The 17,601-nt window shown below is 68.3% G+C and carries 13 protein-coding genes; all 13 read left to right on the top strand.

Annotation, left to right across the window (positions count from 1 at the left end; genetic code table 11):
* The first annotated feature begins 56 nt into the window (after nt 1-56).
* The 13 genes from J2X20_RS16840 (at nt 57) to J2X20_RS16780 (ending at nt 17,600) form a co-directional block, all read left to right on the top strand.
* Nucleotides 57-1,811: an IlvD/Edd family dehydratase gene (locus J2X20_RS16840; protein ID WP_310266898.1), complete on the top strand. Its 1,755-nt coding sequence runs from the start codon at nt 57-59 to the stop codon at nt 1,809-1,811.
* Between the two features lie 11 nt (nt 1,812-1,822).
* Nucleotides 1,823-3,409, top strand: coding sequence for an aldehyde dehydrogenase (NADP(+)) (locus J2X20_RS16835; protein WP_310266896.1), 1,587 nt, complete (start codon nt 1,823-1,825; stop codon nt 3,407-3,409).
* Between the two features lie 39 nt (nt 3,410-3,448).
* Nucleotides 3,449-4,990 carry an alpha-N-arabinofuranosidase gene (locus J2X20_RS16830; protein ID WP_310266894.1) on the top strand — a complete coding sequence of 514 codons (1,542 nt, stop codon included), beginning with the start codon at nt 3,449-3,451 and terminating at the stop codon, nt 4,988-4,990.
* Between the two features lie 203 nt (nt 4,991-5,193).
* A complete protein-coding gene (locus J2X20_RS16825) occupies nt 5,194-6,762 on the top strand; it encodes a glycoside hydrolase family 43 protein (RefSeq protein ID WP_310266891.1) in 1,569 nt (522 codons plus the stop codon).
* Nucleotides 6,762-9,110: a beta-L-arabinofuranosidase domain-containing protein gene (locus J2X20_RS16820; RefSeq protein ID WP_310266889.1), complete on the top strand. Its 2,349-nt coding sequence runs from the start codon at nt 6,762-6,764 to the stop codon at nt 9,108-9,110. The genes J2X20_RS16825 and J2X20_RS16820 overlap by 1 nt, the downstream gene beginning before the upstream one ends.
* A 37-nt stretch (nt 9,111-9,147) precedes the next feature.
* Nucleotides 9,148-9,888: a substrate-binding periplasmic protein gene (locus tag J2X20_RS16815; protein WP_310266887.1), complete on the top strand. Its 741-nt coding sequence runs from the start codon at nt 9,148-9,150 to the stop codon at nt 9,886-9,888.
* 102 nt (nt 9,889-9,990) lie between these two features.
* Nucleotides 9,991-10,941, top strand: coding sequence for an ABC transporter substrate-binding protein (locus J2X20_RS16810; RefSeq protein ID WP_310266884.1), 951 nt, complete (start codon nt 9,991-9,993; stop codon nt 10,939-10,941).
* Nucleotides 10,942-11,028: 87 nt separating this feature from the next.
* Complete coding sequence (locus J2X20_RS16805) at nt 11,029-12,561, top strand: sugar ABC transporter ATP-binding protein (RefSeq protein WP_310266881.1); 1,533 nt, start codon at nt 11,029-11,031, stop codon at nt 12,559-12,561.
* Between the two features lie 17 nt (nt 12,562-12,578).
* Complete coding sequence (locus tag J2X20_RS16800) at nt 12,579-13,568, top strand: ABC transporter permease (protein ID WP_310266879.1); 990 nt, start codon at nt 12,579-12,581, stop codon at nt 13,566-13,568.
* A complete protein-coding gene (yjfF, locus tag J2X20_RS16795) occupies nt 13,565-14,533 on the top strand; it encodes a galactofuranose ABC transporter, permease protein YjfF (RefSeq protein WP_310266878.1) in 969 nt (322 codons plus the stop codon). Before J2X20_RS16800 ends, yjfF begins: the two co-directional genes overlap by 4 nt.
* A gap of 55 nt (nt 14,534-14,588) precedes the next feature.
* Nucleotides 14,589-15,923, top strand: coding sequence for an energy transducer TonB (locus J2X20_RS16790; protein ID WP_310266877.1), 1,335 nt, complete (start codon nt 14,589-14,591; stop codon nt 15,921-15,923).
* A gap of 28 nt (nt 15,924-15,951) precedes the next feature.
* Entirely contained in the window at nt 15,952-16,908 is a 957-nt protein-coding gene (locus J2X20_RS16785) for a glycoside hydrolase family 43 protein (RefSeq protein ID WP_310266875.1), read from the top strand.
* Complete coding sequence (locus J2X20_RS16780) at nt 16,905-17,600, top strand: DUF6250 domain-containing protein (RefSeq protein WP_310266873.1); 696 nt, start codon at nt 16,905-16,907, stop codon at nt 17,598-17,600. The genes J2X20_RS16785 and J2X20_RS16780 overlap by 4 nt, the downstream gene beginning before the upstream one ends.
* Nucleotide 17,601 lies beyond the last annotated feature (1 nt).

Genomic DNA, 17,601 nt, shown 5'->3' with positions numbered 1-17,601 from the left:
ATCGTCTGCAAGCGGCTCAACCTGCCTTGCCGCAAGAACGACATCCGAGACAAGACATGACGACTGAGGACAAGAAGAGCAAGGTCAAGCTGCGTTCCGCCGAGTGGTTCGGTACCCAGGACAAGAACGGCTTCATGTACCGCTCCTGGATGAAGAACCAGGGCATCCCCGACCATGAGTTCCAGGGCAAGCCCATCATCGGCATCTGCAACACCTGGAGCGAGCTGACCCCCTGCAATGCCCATTTCCGCAAGCTCGCCGAGCATGTGAAGAAGGGCATCCTGGAAGCCGGCGGCTGGCCGGTCGAGTTCCCGGTCTTCTCCAGCGGCGAGAGCAATCTGCGCCCCACCGCCATGCTGACGCGCAACCTCGCCAGCATGGACGTCGAGGAGAGCATCCGCGGCAATCCCGTCGACGCCGTCGTGCTGCTGGTGGGCTGCGACAAGACCACACCCGCCCTGCTGATGGGCGCGGCCAGCGTCGACGTGCCGGCCATCGTCGTCACTGGCGGCCCGATGCTCAACGGCAAGCTCAACGGCAAGAACATCGGCTCGGGCACGGCCGTGTGGCAGCTGCACGAGCAGGTCAAGGCCGGCGAGATCAAGATGCACGACTTCCTGGCCGCCGAGGCCGGCCACTCGCGCTCGGCCGGCACCTGCAACACCATGGGCACGGCTTCCACCATGGCCTGCATGGCGGAGTCGCTGGGCACGTCCCTGCCGCACAACGCCGCCATTCCGGCCGTCGACGCGCGCCGCTATGTGCTGGCCCATCTGTCCGGCATGCGCATCGTCGACATGGTGTGGGAAGACCTGCGCCTGTCCAAGGTGCTGACGAAAGAGGCCTTCGAGAACGCCATCCGCGTCAACGCGGCCATCGGCGGCTCCACCAATGCCGTCATCCACCTCAAGGCCATCGCCGGCCGCATGGGCGTGGAGCTGGAGCTGGAAGACTGGACCCGCATCGGCCGCGGCACGCCCACCGTCGTGGACCTGCTGCCCTCGGGCCGCTTCCTGATGGAAGAGTTCTATTACGCCGGCGGCCTGCCCGGCGTCATCCGCCGCCTGGGCGAGGCCGGCCGGCTGCCGCATCCGCAGGCGCTGACGGTCAACGGCAAGAGCCTGTGGGACAACTGCGTCGACGCGCCCATCTACGACGACGAGGTCATCCGGCCGCTGGACAAGCCTCTCATCGAGGACGGTGGCATCTGCATCCTGCGCGGCAACCTGGCGCCGCGCGGCGCCGTGCTCAAGCCCTCGGCCGCCACGCCCGAGCTGATGAAGCACCGCGGCCGCGCCGTCGTGTTCGAGAACTTCGACGACTACAAGGCCCGCATCGGCGACCCGGACCTGGACGTCGACGCCAGCAGCATCCTCGTCATGAAGAACTGCGGCCCCAAGGGCTACCCCGGCATGGCCGAGGTCGGCAATATGGGCCTGCCGCCCAAGCTGCTGGCCCAGGGCATCAAGGACATGGTGCGCATCTCAGACGCGCGCATGAGCGGCACGGCCTACGGCACCGTCGTGCTGCATGTGGCGCCCGAAGCCCGTGCGGGCGGGCCGCTGGCCGTCGTGCAGGAAGGCGACTTCATCGAGCTGGACTGCGCCGCCGGCCGCCTGCATCTGGACGTGGCCGAGGACGAGCTCAAGAAGCGCCTTGAGGCCTGGGCCGCCGCCCAGACCGTGGACCCGGCGGATGCCACCGGCTACCGCAGCCTCTATGTGCAGCATGTGCTGCAGGCCGACGAGGGCTGCGACTTCGATTTCCTGCGCGGCTGCCGCGGCTCGGCCGTGCCGCGCCACTCCCATTGAGGTTGGATTCCATGAGCAACACCATCCAGGGCCTGGCCCTGATCGGCGGCGAAGCCGTGCGCGGCAAGGGCGCCGCCTTCCAGGCCTTCGACCCCAGCAAGGGCGAAGCCCTCGGCCCCGACTTCAACGCCGTCGACGCCGCTCAGGTCAGCGAGGCCTGCGCCCTCGCTGGCGCTGCCTTCGACGCCTTCCGCGCGACGACCGACCACGAACGCGCCGACTTTCTCGACCAGATCGCCGCCCAGATCCTGGCCCTCGGCGACGAGCTTATCGTCCGCGCGATGAGCGAGACCGGTCTGCCGCGCCTGCGCCTGGAGGGCGAGCGCGGCCGCACGATGAACCAGTTGAAGCTCTTCGCCGAACTGCTGCGCGAAGGCAGCTGGCAGGACGCCCGCATCGACACCGCCCTGCCCACGCGCACGCCGCCGCGGCCCGACCTGCGCCTGCGCTTTGTCGGTGTCGGTCCCGTCGCCGTGTTCGGCGCCAGCAACTTCCCGCTGGCCTTTTCGGTCGCCGGTGGCGACACCGCCGCGGCGCTGGCCGCCGGCTGCCCCGTCGTCGTCAAGGCTCACTCGGCCCACCCGGGTACGTCGGAGCTGGTCGGCCGCGCCGTCGTCGAAGCCGTGCGCAAGAGCAACCTGCCGGCCGGCGTCTTCGCGCTGTTGACCGGCAGCGGTCATGGCATCGGCGACACCCTGGTGCGCCACCCGGCCATCCAGGCCGTCGGCTTCACCGGCTCGCGCAGCGGCGGTACGGCGCTGATGGCCGCAGCCGCGGCGCGCCCGCAGCCTATTCCCGTCTATGCCGAGATGAGCAGCATCAACCCCGTCGTCCTGCTGCCCGGTGCACTGGCCGCGCGCGGTGCCGACATCGCCACCGGCTTTGCCGCCTCGCTGACGATGGGCGTGGGCCAGTTCTGTACCAACCCCGGCCTGGTGCTCGGCATCGCCGGCGCCGACTTCGACCGCTTTGCCCAGGCCGCCGCCGAGGCGCTGAAACCCGTCTCCGCCGCCACCATGCTGACCCCTGGCATCGCCAGCGCCTACCAGCGCGGTGAAGACCAGCTCGCCAGTCAGCCCGGGGTCGCCACGCTGACCCGTGGCGCCTCCAGCGGCTGCCAAGGCGCCCCGGCCTTGTTCAAGACGACAGGCGCGGCCTTCCTGGCCAACCATGCGATGTCGGCCGAGATCTTCGGCCCCGCCTCGCTGCTGGTCGCTTGCAAGGATCTCGACGAACTGCTCGCCGTCATCGAGGGCCTGGAAGGCCAGCTGACCGCCACGCTGCAATTGCAGGACGATGACGAAGCGGACATCGCCGCCGCCCGCACCCTGCTGCCGGCGCTGGAGCGCAAGGTCGGCCGCATTCTGGCCAATGGCTATCCCACCGGCGTCGAGGTCTCGACGGCCATGGTGCATGGCGGACCCTTCCCGGCCACGTCCGACGGCCGCAGCAGCTCGGTCGGCACCGCCGCCATCCAGCGCTTCCTGCGCCCGGTCTGCTACCAGAACCTGCCACGCGCGCTGCTGCCTGCGGTGCTGCGCGAACCCAACGAGCGCGGCGTCTGGCGACGCCGCGACGGAGCACTGACGCGCAACTGAGACGCGCAGGCTCAAACAGAACAACCCCGGAGACAAACGATGAAGAAACAACTGGCCGCTCTGGCGGCAAGCCTGATCTGGGCCTTGGGCGCGCAAGCCGCCGACATCAAGCTGGTCGTCAATGCCGACCAGCCCGGCCCCGTCATCCACCGCAATGTCTATGGCCAGTTCGCCGAGCATCTCGGCACCGGCATCTACGAAGGCATGTGGGTCGGCCCCGACTCCAAGATTCCCAATGTGCGCGGCTGGCGCAAGGACGTCGTCGCGGCGCTGAAGGAGCTCAAGGTGCCGCTGGTGCGCTGGCCGGGTGGCTGCTTCGCCGACGAATACCACTGGCGCGACGGCATCGGTCCGCGCAACAAGCGCCCCGTCAAGATCAACACCAACTGGGGCGGCGTGCCCGAGGACAACGCCGTCGGCACGCACGAGTTCTTCGACCTCGTCGAGCAGCTCGGCGCCGAAGCCTATGTGAACGGCAACCTCGGCACCGGCAGCGCGCAGGAGATGTCGGAGTGGCTGGAGTACATGACCGGCGAAGGCAAGTCCACGCTGACCGATCTGCGCCGCAAGAACGGCCGCGACAAGCCCTTCCGCGTCCACTACTTCGCCGTCGGCAATGAAGCCTGGGGCTGCGGCGGCAATATGCGCCCCGAGTACTACGCCGACCAGTACCGCCAGGTGGCGAGCTTCCTGAAGACGCCGGGCCACAACCGCCCCATCATGATCGCCAGCGGCGGCAACGGCCTGCAGACCGAATGGACCGAGGCCCTCAGCAAGGGCGTGCACAGCGTCAACGCCATCTCCCACCATTCCTACACGCTGCCCACCGGCAAGTGGGAGCACAAGGGCGCGGCCATCGGCTTCCCGGAAGGCGAGTGGATCTCGACGCTGGCCAATGTCCAGCACATCGACGAGATCATCACGAAGAACACGGCCGTCCTGGACAAGAACGACCCGTCCAAGAAGATCGGCTTCTACTTCGACGAGTGGGGCAGCTGGTATGACCCCGATCCCGGCAGCAACCCCGGCTTCCTGGTCCAGCGCAACACGCTGCGCGACGCGCTGCTGGCGGCCCTGCACTTCAACGTCTTCCATGCCCACGCCGACCGAGTGCAGATGACCAATATCGCGCAGATGGTCAACGTGCTGCAGGCCATGATCCAGACGACGAAGACATCGATGGTGCTGACGCCGACGTATCACGCGTTTGCGCTGTACACGCCCTTCCAGGACGCGACCTCGCTGCCCGCCAAGATCGAGAACAACCCGGTCTACAAGGTCGGCAACGTCGAGATGCCCGGCATCTCCGCCACTGCCGCGCGGGCCAAGGACGGCAAGCTCTATATCGGCCTCGTCAACTCGAATGCCAACCAGCCCGCCGAGCTGACCCTGCAGGTCGGCAGCGCGGCACCCAAGGCCGTCAAGGGCAAGCTGCTGACGGCTGGCGCGATGGACGCGCAGAACGAACTCGGCAAGCCGGCCCAGGTCGTTCCCCAGGCCTTCGAGGCCCAGGCGACCAACGGCAAGCTGACGCTGAAGCTGCCGGCCAAGTCGGTCGTCGTCGTCGCCGTCGAGGGCTGACCGCCCCGCTCGACGAGCGTCATCCGTGAAGCTGTAACGCCTGGGCCCGCCGTGCTGCTTGCCCAGGCTTTGCGCTGCGTGCGGGGTCCGCACGCGGCATATCAAAACCCGGATCAACCGCGTCTGCAATGTCATTGGTGCGCCGCTGCCGAGCCCCCTAGGCTGCAGCGACCACAACCAACAGACCCGGAGACACACCCAACATGGCCTTTCACAACCGACGCGACTTCCTCGCGGGCTCGGCCGCCCTTGCGCTGACCGGCTGCGGCGGCGGCGGAGGTGGCGGTTCGCCCGCGCCTTCACCGGCCCCGGCGCCCGCTCCCGCGCCTGCACCCGCACCCGCACCCGCACCCGCGCCCGCGCCCGCGCCCGCGCCCGCGCCCGCGCCCGCGCCTTCACAATCGCCGCTCAGCTTCACCAATGTCTCGGTGCATGACCCGTCGGTCATCCGCGTCGACGGCAGCTTCTACGTCTTCGGCTCCCACCTCGCCGCCGCCAAGACGACGGACCTGATGAACTGGACCAAGCTGGCCGATGGCGTCAACGACAGCAACCCGCTGTTCAGCAAGGTCACGACGGCCCTGGCCGACACCTTCACCTGGGCTCAGGTGACCGACCTGTGGGCGCCCGACGTCGCCAGGCTCGACGACGGCAAGTTCTACATGTACTACTGCGCCTGCAAGGGCGACTCGCCGCGTTCGGCCCTCGGCGTGGCCGTGGCCGACAAGGTCGACGGCCCCTACGCCAACAAGCAGATCCTGCTGAAGTCAGGCATGTGGGGGCTGCCGAGCGAAGACGGCGCCATCTACGATGCCACCGTCCACCCCAATGTCGTCGACCCCCAGGTCTTCAAGGACGCGACGGGCAAGCTGTGGATGGTCTACGGCTCCTACTCGGGCGGCCTCTTCATCCTGCAGCTCAACGCAGCGACCGGCCTGCCGATTGCCGGCCAGGGCTATGGCAAGCACCTGATGGGCGGCAACCATGCGCGCATCGAGGGCGCCTACGTCCTCTACAGCCCGCAAAGCCAGTACTACTACCTGTTCTGCTCCTTCGGCGGCCTGGACGCGGCCGGCGGCTACAACATCCGCGTGTCGCGCTCACGCTCGCCGGACGGCCCCTACGTCGACGGCGCCGGCACCGACATGGCCACGGTCAAGGGTGCGGCGGGCACGGTCTTTGACGATGCCAGCATCGCGCCGCATGCGATGAAGCTGGTCGGCGGCCACCAGTTCGCGCTTGCGGCTGGTGAGACCGGCACGGCCCTGGGCTATGTCTCGCCCGGCCACAACTCGGCCTATTACGACGCGACGACGCAGCAGCATTTCCTGATCTTCCACACGCGCTTCCCCAACACCGGTGAGGTCCACGAGGTGCGCGTGCACGAGATGCACCTGAACGAAGACGGCTGGCTCGTCGTCGCACCGCTGCGCTATGCCCCGCTGAGCCTGGCCACGCCGGCGCAAACGGCCGACATCAGCGCGGCCCAGGCGGCGGGCAACTACAAGCTCGTCAACCACGGGCTGGACATCTCGGCGACGACCAAGACCTCGATCAACGTCACGCTGAATGCCGACGGCACGGTCAGCGGTGCCATGACGGGCACCTGGTCCACCAAGGCGGGCAACAAGCTGACGATCACGTCCGGCGGCACGACCTACAGCGGCGTGCTGTCGCGGCAGTGGAATACCAATGCCAGCGCCTTCGCAGTGAGCTTCAGCGCGCTGTCGTCAGGCGGCGTGTCTCTGTGGGCCATTCGCACGGGCGGTTGATGATGCGAGCCTTGCTGCTGGCCCTGGCTCTCGTCGTCACCGGCGCGGGCGCGGCCACGCAGGGCTTTCCGCTGGATCGCGTGCGCCTGCTCGACGGCCCCTTCCTCGAGGCGCAGACCACCGACCTGCACTATCTGATGGCGCTCGACCCCGAGCGCCTGTTGGCGCCCTTCCGTCGCGAGGCCGGCCTGCCGGTGCCGGTGCCAAGCTATGGCAACTGGGAGTCCAGCGGCTTGGACGGCCACATGGGCGGCCACTACGTCTCGGCTTTGGCCCTGATGTATGCCTCCACCGGCGACGCCGAGGTCAAGCGGCGGCTGGACTACGTCATCGCCGAACTCAAGCGTTGCCAGGACCAGCTCGGCACGGGCTATATCGGCGGCATCCCCGACGGCGCCAAGGCCTGGAGCGAGATCGCGGCCGGCCAACTCAAGGTCGACAGCTTCTCCGTCAACGGTCGCTGGGTGCCCTGGTACAACCTGCACAAGCTCTTTGCCGGTCTGCGCGACGCCTGGATCCATGCGGGCAATGCCGACGCCAAAGCCATGCTGGTCCGCATGAGCGACTGGGCCTTGCGCCTGACGACGCCGCTGAGCGACGCGCAGATGCAGGACATGCTGCGCAGCGAGCACGGCGGCATGAACGAGGTGCTGGCCGACGTGGCCGAGATGACGGGCGACCTGCGCTATCTGGCGCTGGCGCGCCGCTTCTCGCACCAGGCCATCCTGCAGCCCCTGGCGGCCGGCCAGGACAAGCTCACCGGTCTGCATGCCAACACGCAGATCCCCAAGGTCATCGGCTTCGCGCGCATCGCCCAGATCGGCGGTGAAGACGAGGGCCGCCGCGCGGCCGAGTTCTTCTGGCGCACGGTGACGGAGAAGCGCTCGGTCGCTATCGGCGGCAACAGTGTCAGGGAGCACTTCCACCCGGCCGACGACTTCCGGCCCATGCTCAACGAGGTCGAAGGCCCCGAGACCTGCAACAGCTACAACATGCTCAAGCTGACGGCGCTGCTGGCGCAGGCCCAGCCGGAGCAGGGGGCGTACACCGACTTCTACGAGCGCACCCTCTACAACCACATCCTGGCCTCCCAGCATCCCGGCGAGGGCGGCTTTGTCTATTTCACGCCGATGCGGCCCCAGCATTACCGCGTCTACTCGCAGGTCGACCAGGGCATGTGGTGCTGTGTCGGTTCCGGCATCGAGAGCCATGCGCGCCACGGCGAGTTCATCTACGCCCAACACGGTGATGCGCTGTATGTGAATCTCTTCATCGCATCGACGCTGGACTGGCGCGAGCGCGGCATCCACCTGACGCAATCCACCCGCTTCCCCGACGAATCGCGCACGCGGCTGACGGTGCACGAGGCTGGCGAGTTCGCGTTGAAGATCCGCTATCCCGGCTGGGTCGCGCCCGGTGCGCTCCAGGTCAAGCTCAACGGCAGGCCCGTCGCGGTGAAGGCCAGGCCCGGCGGTCACGTGGAGCTGCGCCGCAACTGGGCGCCGGGCGACCAGGTCGACGTCGAGCTGCCCATGCGCACGACGCTGGAGCCCATGCCCGGACTCAAGAACTACGTGGCCGTGCTGCACGGCCCCATCGTGCTGGCCGCCAAGACGCCGCAACCCGGCGAGAGCCTGAGCTTCAAGGCCGACGGCTCGCGCATGGGCCATATCGCCCAGGGCGCTGTCTGCCCGCAGGAGGCCGCCCCCGTCTTCGTCAGCGACCGCGCCGACTTCGTGCGCCGCTTCAGGCCCGTGCCCGGCCAGCCGCTGACCTTCACGGCGCCCGGTCTCATCCAGGGAGGCAAGGGCGCGGAGAACATGCGGCTGATCCCCTTCTTCCGCCTGCACGATTCGCGCTACATGCTTTACTGGGCTCGCAGCACGCCGGCCCAGCAAAGCCTGATGCGCGCCGAGCTGGCCAAGGCCGAGGAAGCGCGACTGGCGCTGGACGCCCAGACCCTCGACCAGGTCGCCCCCGGCGAGCAGCAGCCCGAGTCCGACCATGGCTTCAAGGGCGAGGGTGCCGAGACTGGCATCGCACCGGCGGGCCGCTGGCGGCATGCCAAGCAATGGTTCAGCTACACCCTGAACGACCCGCAGGGCCAGGCCCGCCTGCTACGCCTGACCCTGGCCAGTGGCGACGCCGGCCGGCGCTTCGATGTCGTCGTCAACGGCCGCGTCGTCGCCGAGCTGGAACTGGCCGCCGAAGCCCAGCCGCTCTACGCTCGCGATCTTGCGATCCCGGCCGATCTGGCGGCTGCAGCGAATGGCAAGTTGGAGGTTCGCTTCGTGGCAAAACCCGGCTCCATGGCCGGTGGTCTCTACGGCTTGAGGTTGCTGCGTTAGGTTGACGACAAGGGGTGCGAGCCCTTCCACTGCCCCCATGCCGCTGACCCGCCGCACCTGCCTCGCCCTCGCCGCCACGCCGCTGGCAGCCCGCGCCGCACCCGAGGTCGTCATCGCCCTCGACACCCAGAACCCGCCCTTCATGTACGCCGGGCGCGACGGCCTGCCGCATGGCGTCTACCCGCTGCTGCTGCGCACCCTGTTCAACCAGATCGACGTGCCGGCGCGCCTCGTCTGCCTGCCCTGGCCGCGGGCACTGGCGGGCCTGGAGCGGGCCGAGCATGGCGTGGGCGGCATCTACGCGACGGCCGAGCGCCAGGCCCGCCACGACTTCAGCCAGGCCCTGCATGTCGAGACCCTCAAGGTCTATACGCGGCGCGGTGGCCTGCGGCTGTTCGACCGCATCGAGGACCTGCGTGGCCTGCGGGTGGGCGTGCTGCGCGGCTGGAGCTATGGCGACAGCTTCGACGCCGCTGCCCGGGCGGGCGCTTTCGGGGTCGAGCCGGTGTCGTCCGACTCACAGAACTTCGGCAAGCTGGAGCGCGGCTTTCTCGACGTGGCGGTGGCCATCGAGCAGTCTGGCGACGCGCTGCTGGTTACCGGCGACTATCCGTCGGTGCGGGCTCTGCCCAACCCGCTGACCGAAAACCCGACCTATCTGGCCTTCAACAAGACGGCCCAGCAGCGCGCCCTGATCGCTCGTTTCGATGAGAGTTTGGACAAGCTGCGCCGCAGCGGCGAGCACGCCCGTATCGTCAGCCTGGGGCTGCGCGACTGAGCGATACCAGAATCGGCATTCCTTGGCCGAGAAATGTCATTGGTCGCGCATCGCTCGCCTTCCTACGATGCCCGTGACAAGACCACGATACGGAGACAGACCATGAAGATCCTGCGTCGCAGCCTGCTGGCCGCCGCTTTGCTGACCCCCGCTCTCAGTGCGTTCGCCGCGCCACTGGTCATGGGCTTCTCCCAGGTCGGTGCCGAGAGCGAATGGCGCACCGCCAATACCGCCTCCGTGAAGGCCGCGGCCAAGGAGGCCGGCATCACGCTGAAGTTCGCCGACGCCCAGCAAAAGCAGGAGAACCAGGTCAAGGCCATCCGCAGCTATATCGCGCAGAAGGTCGACGTCATCGCCTTCTCGCCCGTCGTCGAGTCGGGCTGGGACACGGTGTTGAAGGAGGCCAAGGCCGCCGGCATCCCCGTCATCCTGACCGACCGCGCCGTCAAGGTCGCCGACCCGTCGCTCTACGTGACCTTCATCGGCTCCGACTTCGTCGAAGAGGGCCGCAAGGCCGGCAAGTGGGTGCTGGAGCGGGCTGCCAAGGCGCCGGGCGGCGCACTGAACATCGTCGAGCTGCAGGGCACCGTGGGCTCGGCCCCGGCCATCGACCGCAAGAAGGGCTTCGAGGAGGTCATCAAGGCCAACGCCAAGCTGCAGATCATCCGTTCCCAGTCCGGCGAGTTCACGCGCGCCAAGGGCAAGGAGGTCATGGAGTCCTTCCTGAAGCAGCGCGACAAGAAGATCGACATCCTGTTCGCCCACAACGATGACATGGCCATCGGCGCCATCCAGGCCATCGAGGAAGCCGGCCTGAAGCCGGGCCAGGACATCGCCATCGTGTCGATTGATGGCGTGCGCGGCGCCTTCGAGGCCATGAAGGCCGGCAAGCTCAATGTGACGGTGGAATGCAACCCGCTGCTCGGCCCCCAGCTGATGCAGCTGGCCAAGGACATCGTCGCCAAGAAGCCGGTTGAGAAGCGCATCACGGTGACCGAAGGGGTCTACACGGCCGACGTCGCGGCCAAGGAATTGCCGAACCGGAAATACTGAGGCCGGACCGAGGACAGGACCTGCGTCCTGTCTGACGCCTGCCGAAGGACTCGTCGCTTGCAAGCGACGAGGCATGAGCGAGCAGACATGAACCTCCCAATCACCAGTACCCCGGTGCTGGCGCTGTCTGGTATCCACAAGGGCTTCCCCGGCGTCAAGGCGCTGAGCGACGTCAGCCTGCGCCTCTTCCCCGGCGAGGTCCACGCGCTGATGGGCCAGAACGGCGCCGGCAAGTCCACGCTGATCAAGGTGCTGACGGGGCTGTACCAACCCGACGCCGGTGCCGTCACGCTGGACGGCAAGGCCATCGCTCCCAAGCGCACCGAGGACGCCCAGGACCTCGGCATCCGCACTGTCTACCAGGAGGTCAATCTCTGCCCCAACCTCAGCGTGGCGGAGAACATCTGCGCCGGGCGCTTCCCGCGCAAATCTTGGCTGAACGGGGGCCGCATCGACTGGGCGGCCGTCAACGCCGAAGCCAGGCGCGTGCTGGCGCAGATGGACCTCGACATCGACGTCAGCGCGCCGCTGTCGCGCTACTCGCTGTCGGTGCAGCAGATGGTGGCCATCGCCCGCGCCCTGCGCATCTCGGCCCGCGTCCTCATCCTCGACGAGCCCACGTCCAGCCTGGACGACGCGGCCGTGCAGCGCCTCTTCACGGTGCTGCGCCGCCTGCGCGATCAGGGCCTGGCCATCCTCTTCGTCACCCACTTCCTCGACCAGACCTATGCCCTGGCCGACCGCATCACGGTCATGCGCAACGGCGAGACCGAGGGCGAGTACTTGGCCAGCGAGCTGAGCCGCCTGGCCCTGGTCAACAAGATGGTGGGCGCGCCGCCCGACCAGCAGCCCACCCGCCTGGACAGCCGCGCCTCGCAGACCGGTGCCCCTGTCCTGAGCGCTCAAGGCTTGGGTCGGCGCGGCGCGCTGCACCCGCTGGACCTGCAGCTCAAGCGCGGCGAGGTGCTGGGCCTGGCCGGTCTGCTGGGCTCCGGCCGCACCGAGGCCGCGCGCCTGCTCTTCGGCGCCGACGCGGCCGACGCAGGCCATGTCGACATGCACGGCCGCACGCGCCGCTGGCATTCGCCACGCGAGGCCATCGCCGCCGGCATCGCCTTCTGCTCCGAGGACCGCAAGCACGAGGGCGCCATCCTCGAACTCTCGGTGCGCGACAACATCCTGCTGGCCCTGCAGGCCCGCCATGGGCTGCGCCTGGTCATGAGCTTTGACGAGCAACAGGCGCTGGCCGACGACTACATCCAGCGCCTGGGCATCAAGACGCCCAGCGCCGACACGCCGATCGGCCAGCTCTCCGGCGGCAACCAGCAGAAGGCCCTGCTGGCCCGCTGGCTGGCGACGAAGCCGGCCGTCCTCATCCTCGACGAGCCCACGCGCGGCATCGACGTGCGCGCCAAGGAGGACCTGATGGACCAGGTCCGCGCCCTGGCCCATGGCGAAGCGGGCATGGCCATCGTCTTCATCTCCTCCGAGCTGCCCGAAGTCCTGCACTGCAGCGACCGCCTGCTCGTGCTGCGCGACCGCCGCGCCGCCGGCGAATACCGCCGCGGCGAGCTGGACGAGCGCAGCGTGCTCGAGGTCATCGCCGCAGAATCTGCATGAAAGAAGCCGCCCTCCCCATGCCCACGCCCCGAGCACCGGCCACGCCGCTGTGGCGCCACCCGCTCGCGCGGCCTGTGGCGGCCCTGGCCTTGCTGCTCATCGTCGCGGCCGTCTTTGTGCCGGGCTTTCTGCACCTCGAGATCAAGGACGGCCATCTCTACGGCAGCCTGGTCGACATCCTGCATCGCGCAGCTCCCTTGATGCTGGCGGCCCTGGGCATGACCCTGGTCATCGCCACGCGCGGCATCGATGTGTCGGTCGGCGCCGTCGTCGCCATCGCTGGCACGGTGGGCTGTGTGCTGGTCGGCTCCCACGGCCTGGCCATCGCCTTCGCTGCCGCCCTTGGCGCCGCGTTGCTCTGCGGCCTGTGGAACGGCCTGCTGGTCTCGGCCCTGGGCCTGCAGCCCATCATCGCGACGCTGATCCTGATGGTCGCGGGCCGCGGCCTGGCCCAGCTGCTGACCGACGGCCAGATCATCACGGTCTACGAGCCGGCCAGCTTCTTCTGGCTGGGCGGCGGCTATCTGTTGGGTCTGCCGGTGTCCCTCTTCGTCGTGGCGACGGTCGGCGGCCTCACCGCCTTGCTGATGAAGCGCACGGCCCTGGGCCTGTTCATCCAGACGGTCGGCATCAACCCGGTCGCGGCGCGGCTCGCGGGCGTGCGCACGGCGGCCATCGTGTTCTTCGTCTACGTCTACTGCAGCCTGGGTGCGGGCCTCGCGGGGCTGATGATCTCGTCCAACATCAAGAGCGCCGACGCCAACAACGCCGGCCTGCTGCTGGAGCTTGACGCCATCCTGGCCGTGACGCTGGGCGGCGGGCAGTTGAGTGGCGGCAAGTTCAGCCTGGCCGGCAGCCTGATCGGCGCGCTGATCATCCAGACGCTGACGTCCACCATCTATGCCATGGGCGTGCCGCCGCAGGTCACCATGGTCGTCAAGGCGGTCGTGGTCTTTGCGGTCTGCATCTCGCAGTCCTCGGCCTGGTCGACGTGGAGGAAGGCATGAAGCGCCTGCTTGCCGCTCCCTCCTTCACCAGCTGGGTCAGCGTCGTGCTGATGGCCGGGCTCTTCGGCGCCGGTGCCGCCAGCTACACGGGCTTTGCGTCGACCCAGGTCGTGCTCAATCTGCTCATCGACAACGCCTTCCTGCTCGTCATCGCGGTCGGCATGAGCTTTGTCATCCTGTCCGGCGGCATCGACCTGTCGGTGGGTTCGGTGCTGGCCTTGACCACCATGGTCGCGGCCTGGCTGCTGCAGGTGGCGCATTGGCCGGCGGAGCTGGTCATCGCGGTGGTGCTGCTCGGCGGTGCAGCCTTTGGTGCGCTGCAAGGCATGGTCATCCATGTGTTCAAGCTGCAGGCCTTCATCGTCACGCTGGCCGGCATGTTCCTGGCGCGCGGCCTGTGCTTCCTGATCAGCGTGGACAGCATCACCATCGATGCGCCTTTGTTCGTCACGCTGTCGCAAACCCAGATTCCGCTGTTCGCTGGCGCCTTCCTGTCGCCGGGCGCACTGATCGCCGTCGTCGTGCTCGGCGCCGGCCTGTGGATTGCGCATTGCACCGCCTTTGGCCGCACCGTCTATGCGCTGGGCGGCAGCGAGGCCTCGGCGCTGATGATGGGCCTGGCCGTCGGCCGAACCAAGGTGGCCGTCTATGGCTTGAGCGGCTTCTGCGCTTCGCTGGCCGGGCTGCTGTTCGCCTTCTACATGCTCAGCGGCTACGGCCAGCATGCCCAGGGCGTGGAGCTGGACGCGATTGCCGCCGTCGTCATCGGCGGCACCGTGCTGACAGGCGGTTATGGCTATGTGGCCGGCGCGCTGTCGGGCGTCCTCGTCCTCGGCCTCATCCAGACGCTGATCGCCTTCGACGGCACGCTGAGCTCCTGGTGGACCAAGATCGTCATCGGCGCCCTGCTCTTCGTCTTCTGCGCGGTGCAGCGGCTGCTGTCGCTGAAGAAGGCGGCCGGCTGAGAAAACCCTTCACGGGCGCGGTCGGACGGCGCCCCATCCTGGAATGGAAAGATTCATGGATCTGTTCATTGCTGCTCGCAAGCAGTCCGGTCGTCTGGGCAGCGTGACGATCGCGGGCCTGCTGATGCTGGTCTGCGCATCGCACTCGCTGGCTCAGCCACCCGCTGCCGGCCCCGGGGTCCCGGACGCTCTGCCGGGGGCGGCGCAAGGCGACGTGCAGAAGCTGCGCGAGTTCAAGGAAGAGTCTCGGCGCGTCACGGAGTACGACCGCTTGCGCAGCGATGCGAGGGCCGAGAAGAAAAAGCAGCTCGATGCTCTCGAGAAGGACCAGGGGATGCTGGCTCTGCCGCGCCAACTGGTGGACCACCTGTTCGAACTGCCAGCCTCGCTCAAGCTCTCTGCCGACGGACGCGCCCTGGCCGAGGCCGTACTGCAACCTCACCGCGAACGCGCGGCAGCCGTGTGGCCGGCGTGGCAGGAGCAGGCGGTGGCCGCCAACACGGACATGTCCGTCAAGCGCAAGGCTGACCGCAAGGTTGACCTGAAGCAGGCGGCATTGCAGCTGTCGGCGCGCACGGTCAACGAGGCGGCGCTGTGGTTCTCCGATGCCGAGCCCCACGCCAGCGATGCCGTCTGGATCGAGGCGCTGCGCCGGGGCGGGCTGTGTGCGAACCTGGCCGACATCGAGCCGGCCGCGCAGATGGCGACGCTGATCGACGCCCTGCCCGCGGACCAGCGCGCGGCGGCGTGGGCCGGCGAGGCCGCACGCCTGTCGCGCTGGGGCCAGGAGGCGCGTGAGGTGTTGCCGCCGGCGGAGCGTGCGCTGGAGGACGGGCTGGTGCCGGCGTTGGCGCCCGCCAATGCCGCCAAGACGCTGGCCGGCATGCCTGAGGCGCTGCGCACGGCGGTGCAGGCGCCGGGCTGGACGCTGGCGAGCCAACCCCCTGCCCAGCGCTGCGAGCTGCTGCGCTGGTGGAGCCAGGAGCAGGTCCGGCTGAAGCGGCTCGGCCCTCGGCAGGCCATGCTGGCCTGGCGCACCGCACTGGCCCCGCGTTCGCAGGACTTCCTGCTCACCGGCCAGCCGCGCAGTGGCGCTGAAGCCGTCGACGCCGGCGGATACCCGCGCGTTGCGCGCCAGCTGGGGCTGGAGGGCCGCGTCGTCGCGCAGCAGGAGGTCGACGCCGCCGGCATGCCGCTGCACACCTTCATCCAACGTCGCGAGCTGCATGCCGCCAGCCTGGGCAGCCCGCTGGCGCTGGCCCTGGAGCACGAGCTCGACCAGGCGACGCTCGACCGTGTCGCCGCCATGCCCCGCAGCGCGCCGGACCCGGCGACCCTGCGTGACGGCTCGGCGACCCGCCGCGTGACCCTCGAGTGGGTCATGAAATGACCTGCCGCACCTTCAAACCAGGAACGCGATGCTGAAGCAACTTCTCTCGGGTGCGCTGGCCCTCTGCGCGGCTGCGGCACAGGCCGCCAACCCGCTCTTTCCCCAGCTCTACACGGCCGACCCCGCCGTCCTCGTCGATGGCGGGCGGGTCTACCTCTACGCCGGTCGCGATGAAGCGCCGGTGGGTGGCAAGGACTACGTCATGCACGAGTGGCGCGTCTTCTCCAGCTGCGACATGGCCCACTGGCAGGACCACGGCGTGCCGCTCAAGGCCAAGACCTTCGCCTGGGCCAAGGGCCGCGCCTGGGCGTCGGACGTCGCCAAGCGCAACGGCAAGTACTGGTTCTATTCGACGGTGGAACACGCCACGGTGCCCGGCTTCGCCATCGGCGTAGCCGTGTCCGACTCGCCGACGGGCCCCTTCGTGGATGCCCTTGGCAAGGCGCTCGTCACCAACGACATGACGAAGCAGACCGACATTGCCTGGGACGACATCGACCCGGCCATCTTTGTCGACGATGATGGCCAGGCCTGGCTGTACTGGGGCAACACGGTCATGAAGTATGTGAAGCTCAAACCCACCATGACGGAGCTCGACGGTCCCATCCAGGTCGTGGCGGCCGAGCGCTTCACCGAGGCCAGCTATCTGCACAAGCACGCCGGCACCTACTACCTGAGCTATTCGCGCGACTTCCCCGAGGAAACCGTCTACATGACCGGTCCCAGCGCCACCGGCCCCTGGACGCCGCGTGGCGTGCTGATGAACAGGAACGAGGGCGTCAACACCGTCCACCACGCCGTCTTCGATTTCAACGGCCGCAGCTACATCGTCTATCACAACGGCAAGCTGCCCGGCGGTGGCGAGTTCCGGCGCTCGGTGGCCGTGGAGGAGCTGCGTTACAAGCCCGACGGCACGATTGAAGCGCCCATCGCGCAGACGACTGCGGGTCCGGCCGCCAACCCGTCGCCAGCCTGCAGGCCATGAAGGTCTCGCGCCGCGCGCTGCTGCTGAGCTTGGCGTTCAGTGGCGCGGCGGTGGCCGATCCGGCTGCGTTCGGTGAACGCGGCCGGCTGATCTTCAGTGACGACTTTGAGCAGGCACCGGACAGCAAGACCTGGGTCGCCGAGATCGAAGCCAAGCCAGGCTCGACAGTGAACGCCGGCAATGGCCGGCTTGTCCTGGACACCGCCGGCGGCGTCACCGTCTGGCTGAACCGGCGTCTGAGCGGCAACCTCCTCATCGAATACTGCCGTCGCATCGTCATGCAGGGCGGCGCCAACGACAGGCTCAGCGACCTCAACCAGTTCTGGATGGCGACCGCGCCCGGTGGCGGCTCGCCGCTGGGTCGCAATGGCGTCTTCGAGTCCTATGACGGACTCAGCCTCTACTACTTCGGCATCGGCGGCAACGGCAACACCAGCACGCGGCTGCGCAAGTACGAAGGCGGCCAGCGCACGCTCTTGCAGGAGAGGCTGGACACTGACCACCTGCTCAAGCCCAACCACGACTACCTCGTCCAGACCTTGGTCAAGGGCGGCCGCTCGGCGGTCTATGTCGATGGCCAGCTCTTCTTCGAGCACCGCGACGCGAGTCCGCTGAAGCAGGGCTGGTTCGGCCTGCGCAGCACCTGGTCGCGCCAGGAAGTCAGCGCCGTGAGGATCTACGCGCTGGAGTAGT

This window comes from Roseateles saccharophilus (assembly GCF_031458095.1).
Lineage (GTDB): Bacteria > Pseudomonadota > Gammaproteobacteria > Burkholderiales > Burkholderiaceae_C > Pelomonas > Pelomonas saccharophila_A.
This window is presented reverse-complemented; position numbering and strand designations above follow the sequence as displayed.

What these genes read in the sequence shown, in the direction of transcription:
- J2X20_RS16840 (WP_310266898.1), top strand. Translation starts at nt 57, where the DNA reads ATGACGACTGAGGACAAGAAGAGCAAGGTCAAGCTGCGTTCCGCCGAG.
- J2X20_RS16835 (WP_310266896.1), top strand. Translation starts at nt 1,823, where the DNA reads ATGAGCAACACCATCCAGGGCCTGGCCCTGATCGGCGGCGAAGCCGTG.
- J2X20_RS16830 (WP_310266894.1), top strand. Translation starts at nt 3,449, where the DNA reads ATGAAGAAACAACTGGCCGCTCTGGCGGCAAGCCTGATCTGGGCCTTG.
- J2X20_RS16825 (WP_310266891.1), top strand. Translation starts at nt 5,194, where the DNA reads ATGGCCTTTCACAACCGACGCGACTTCCTCGCGGGCTCGGCCGCCCTT.
- J2X20_RS16820 (WP_310266889.1), top strand. Translation starts at nt 6,762, where the DNA reads ATGATGCGAGCCTTGCTGCTGGCCCTGGCTCTCGTCGTCACCGGCGCG.
- J2X20_RS16815 (WP_310266887.1), top strand. Translation starts at nt 9,148, where the DNA reads ATGCCGCTGACCCGCCGCACCTGCCTCGCCCTCGCCGCCACGCCGCTG.
- J2X20_RS16810 (WP_310266884.1), top strand. Translation starts at nt 9,991, where the DNA reads ATGAAGATCCTGCGTCGCAGCCTGCTGGCCGCCGCTTTGCTGACCCCC.
- J2X20_RS16805 (WP_310266881.1), top strand. Translation starts at nt 11,029, where the DNA reads ATGAACCTCCCAATCACCAGTACCCCGGTGCTGGCGCTGTCTGGTATC.
- J2X20_RS16800 (WP_310266879.1), top strand. Translation starts at nt 12,579, where the DNA reads ATGCCCACGCCCCGAGCACCGGCCACGCCGCTGTGGCGCCACCCGCTC.
- yjfF (WP_310266878.1), top strand. Translation starts at nt 13,565, where the DNA reads ATGAAGCGCCTGCTTGCCGCTCCCTCCTTCACCAGCTGGGTCAGCGTC.
- J2X20_RS16790 (WP_310266877.1), top strand. Translation starts at nt 14,589, where the DNA reads ATGGATCTGTTCATTGCTGCTCGCAAGCAGTCCGGTCGTCTGGGCAGC.
- J2X20_RS16785 (WP_310266875.1), top strand. Translation starts at nt 15,952, where the DNA reads ATGCTGAAGCAACTTCTCTCGGGTGCGCTGGCCCTCTGCGCGGCTGCG.
- J2X20_RS16780 (WP_310266873.1), top strand. Translation starts at nt 16,905, where the DNA reads ATGAAGGTCTCGCGCCGCGCGCTGCTGCTGAGCTTGGCGTTCAGTGGC.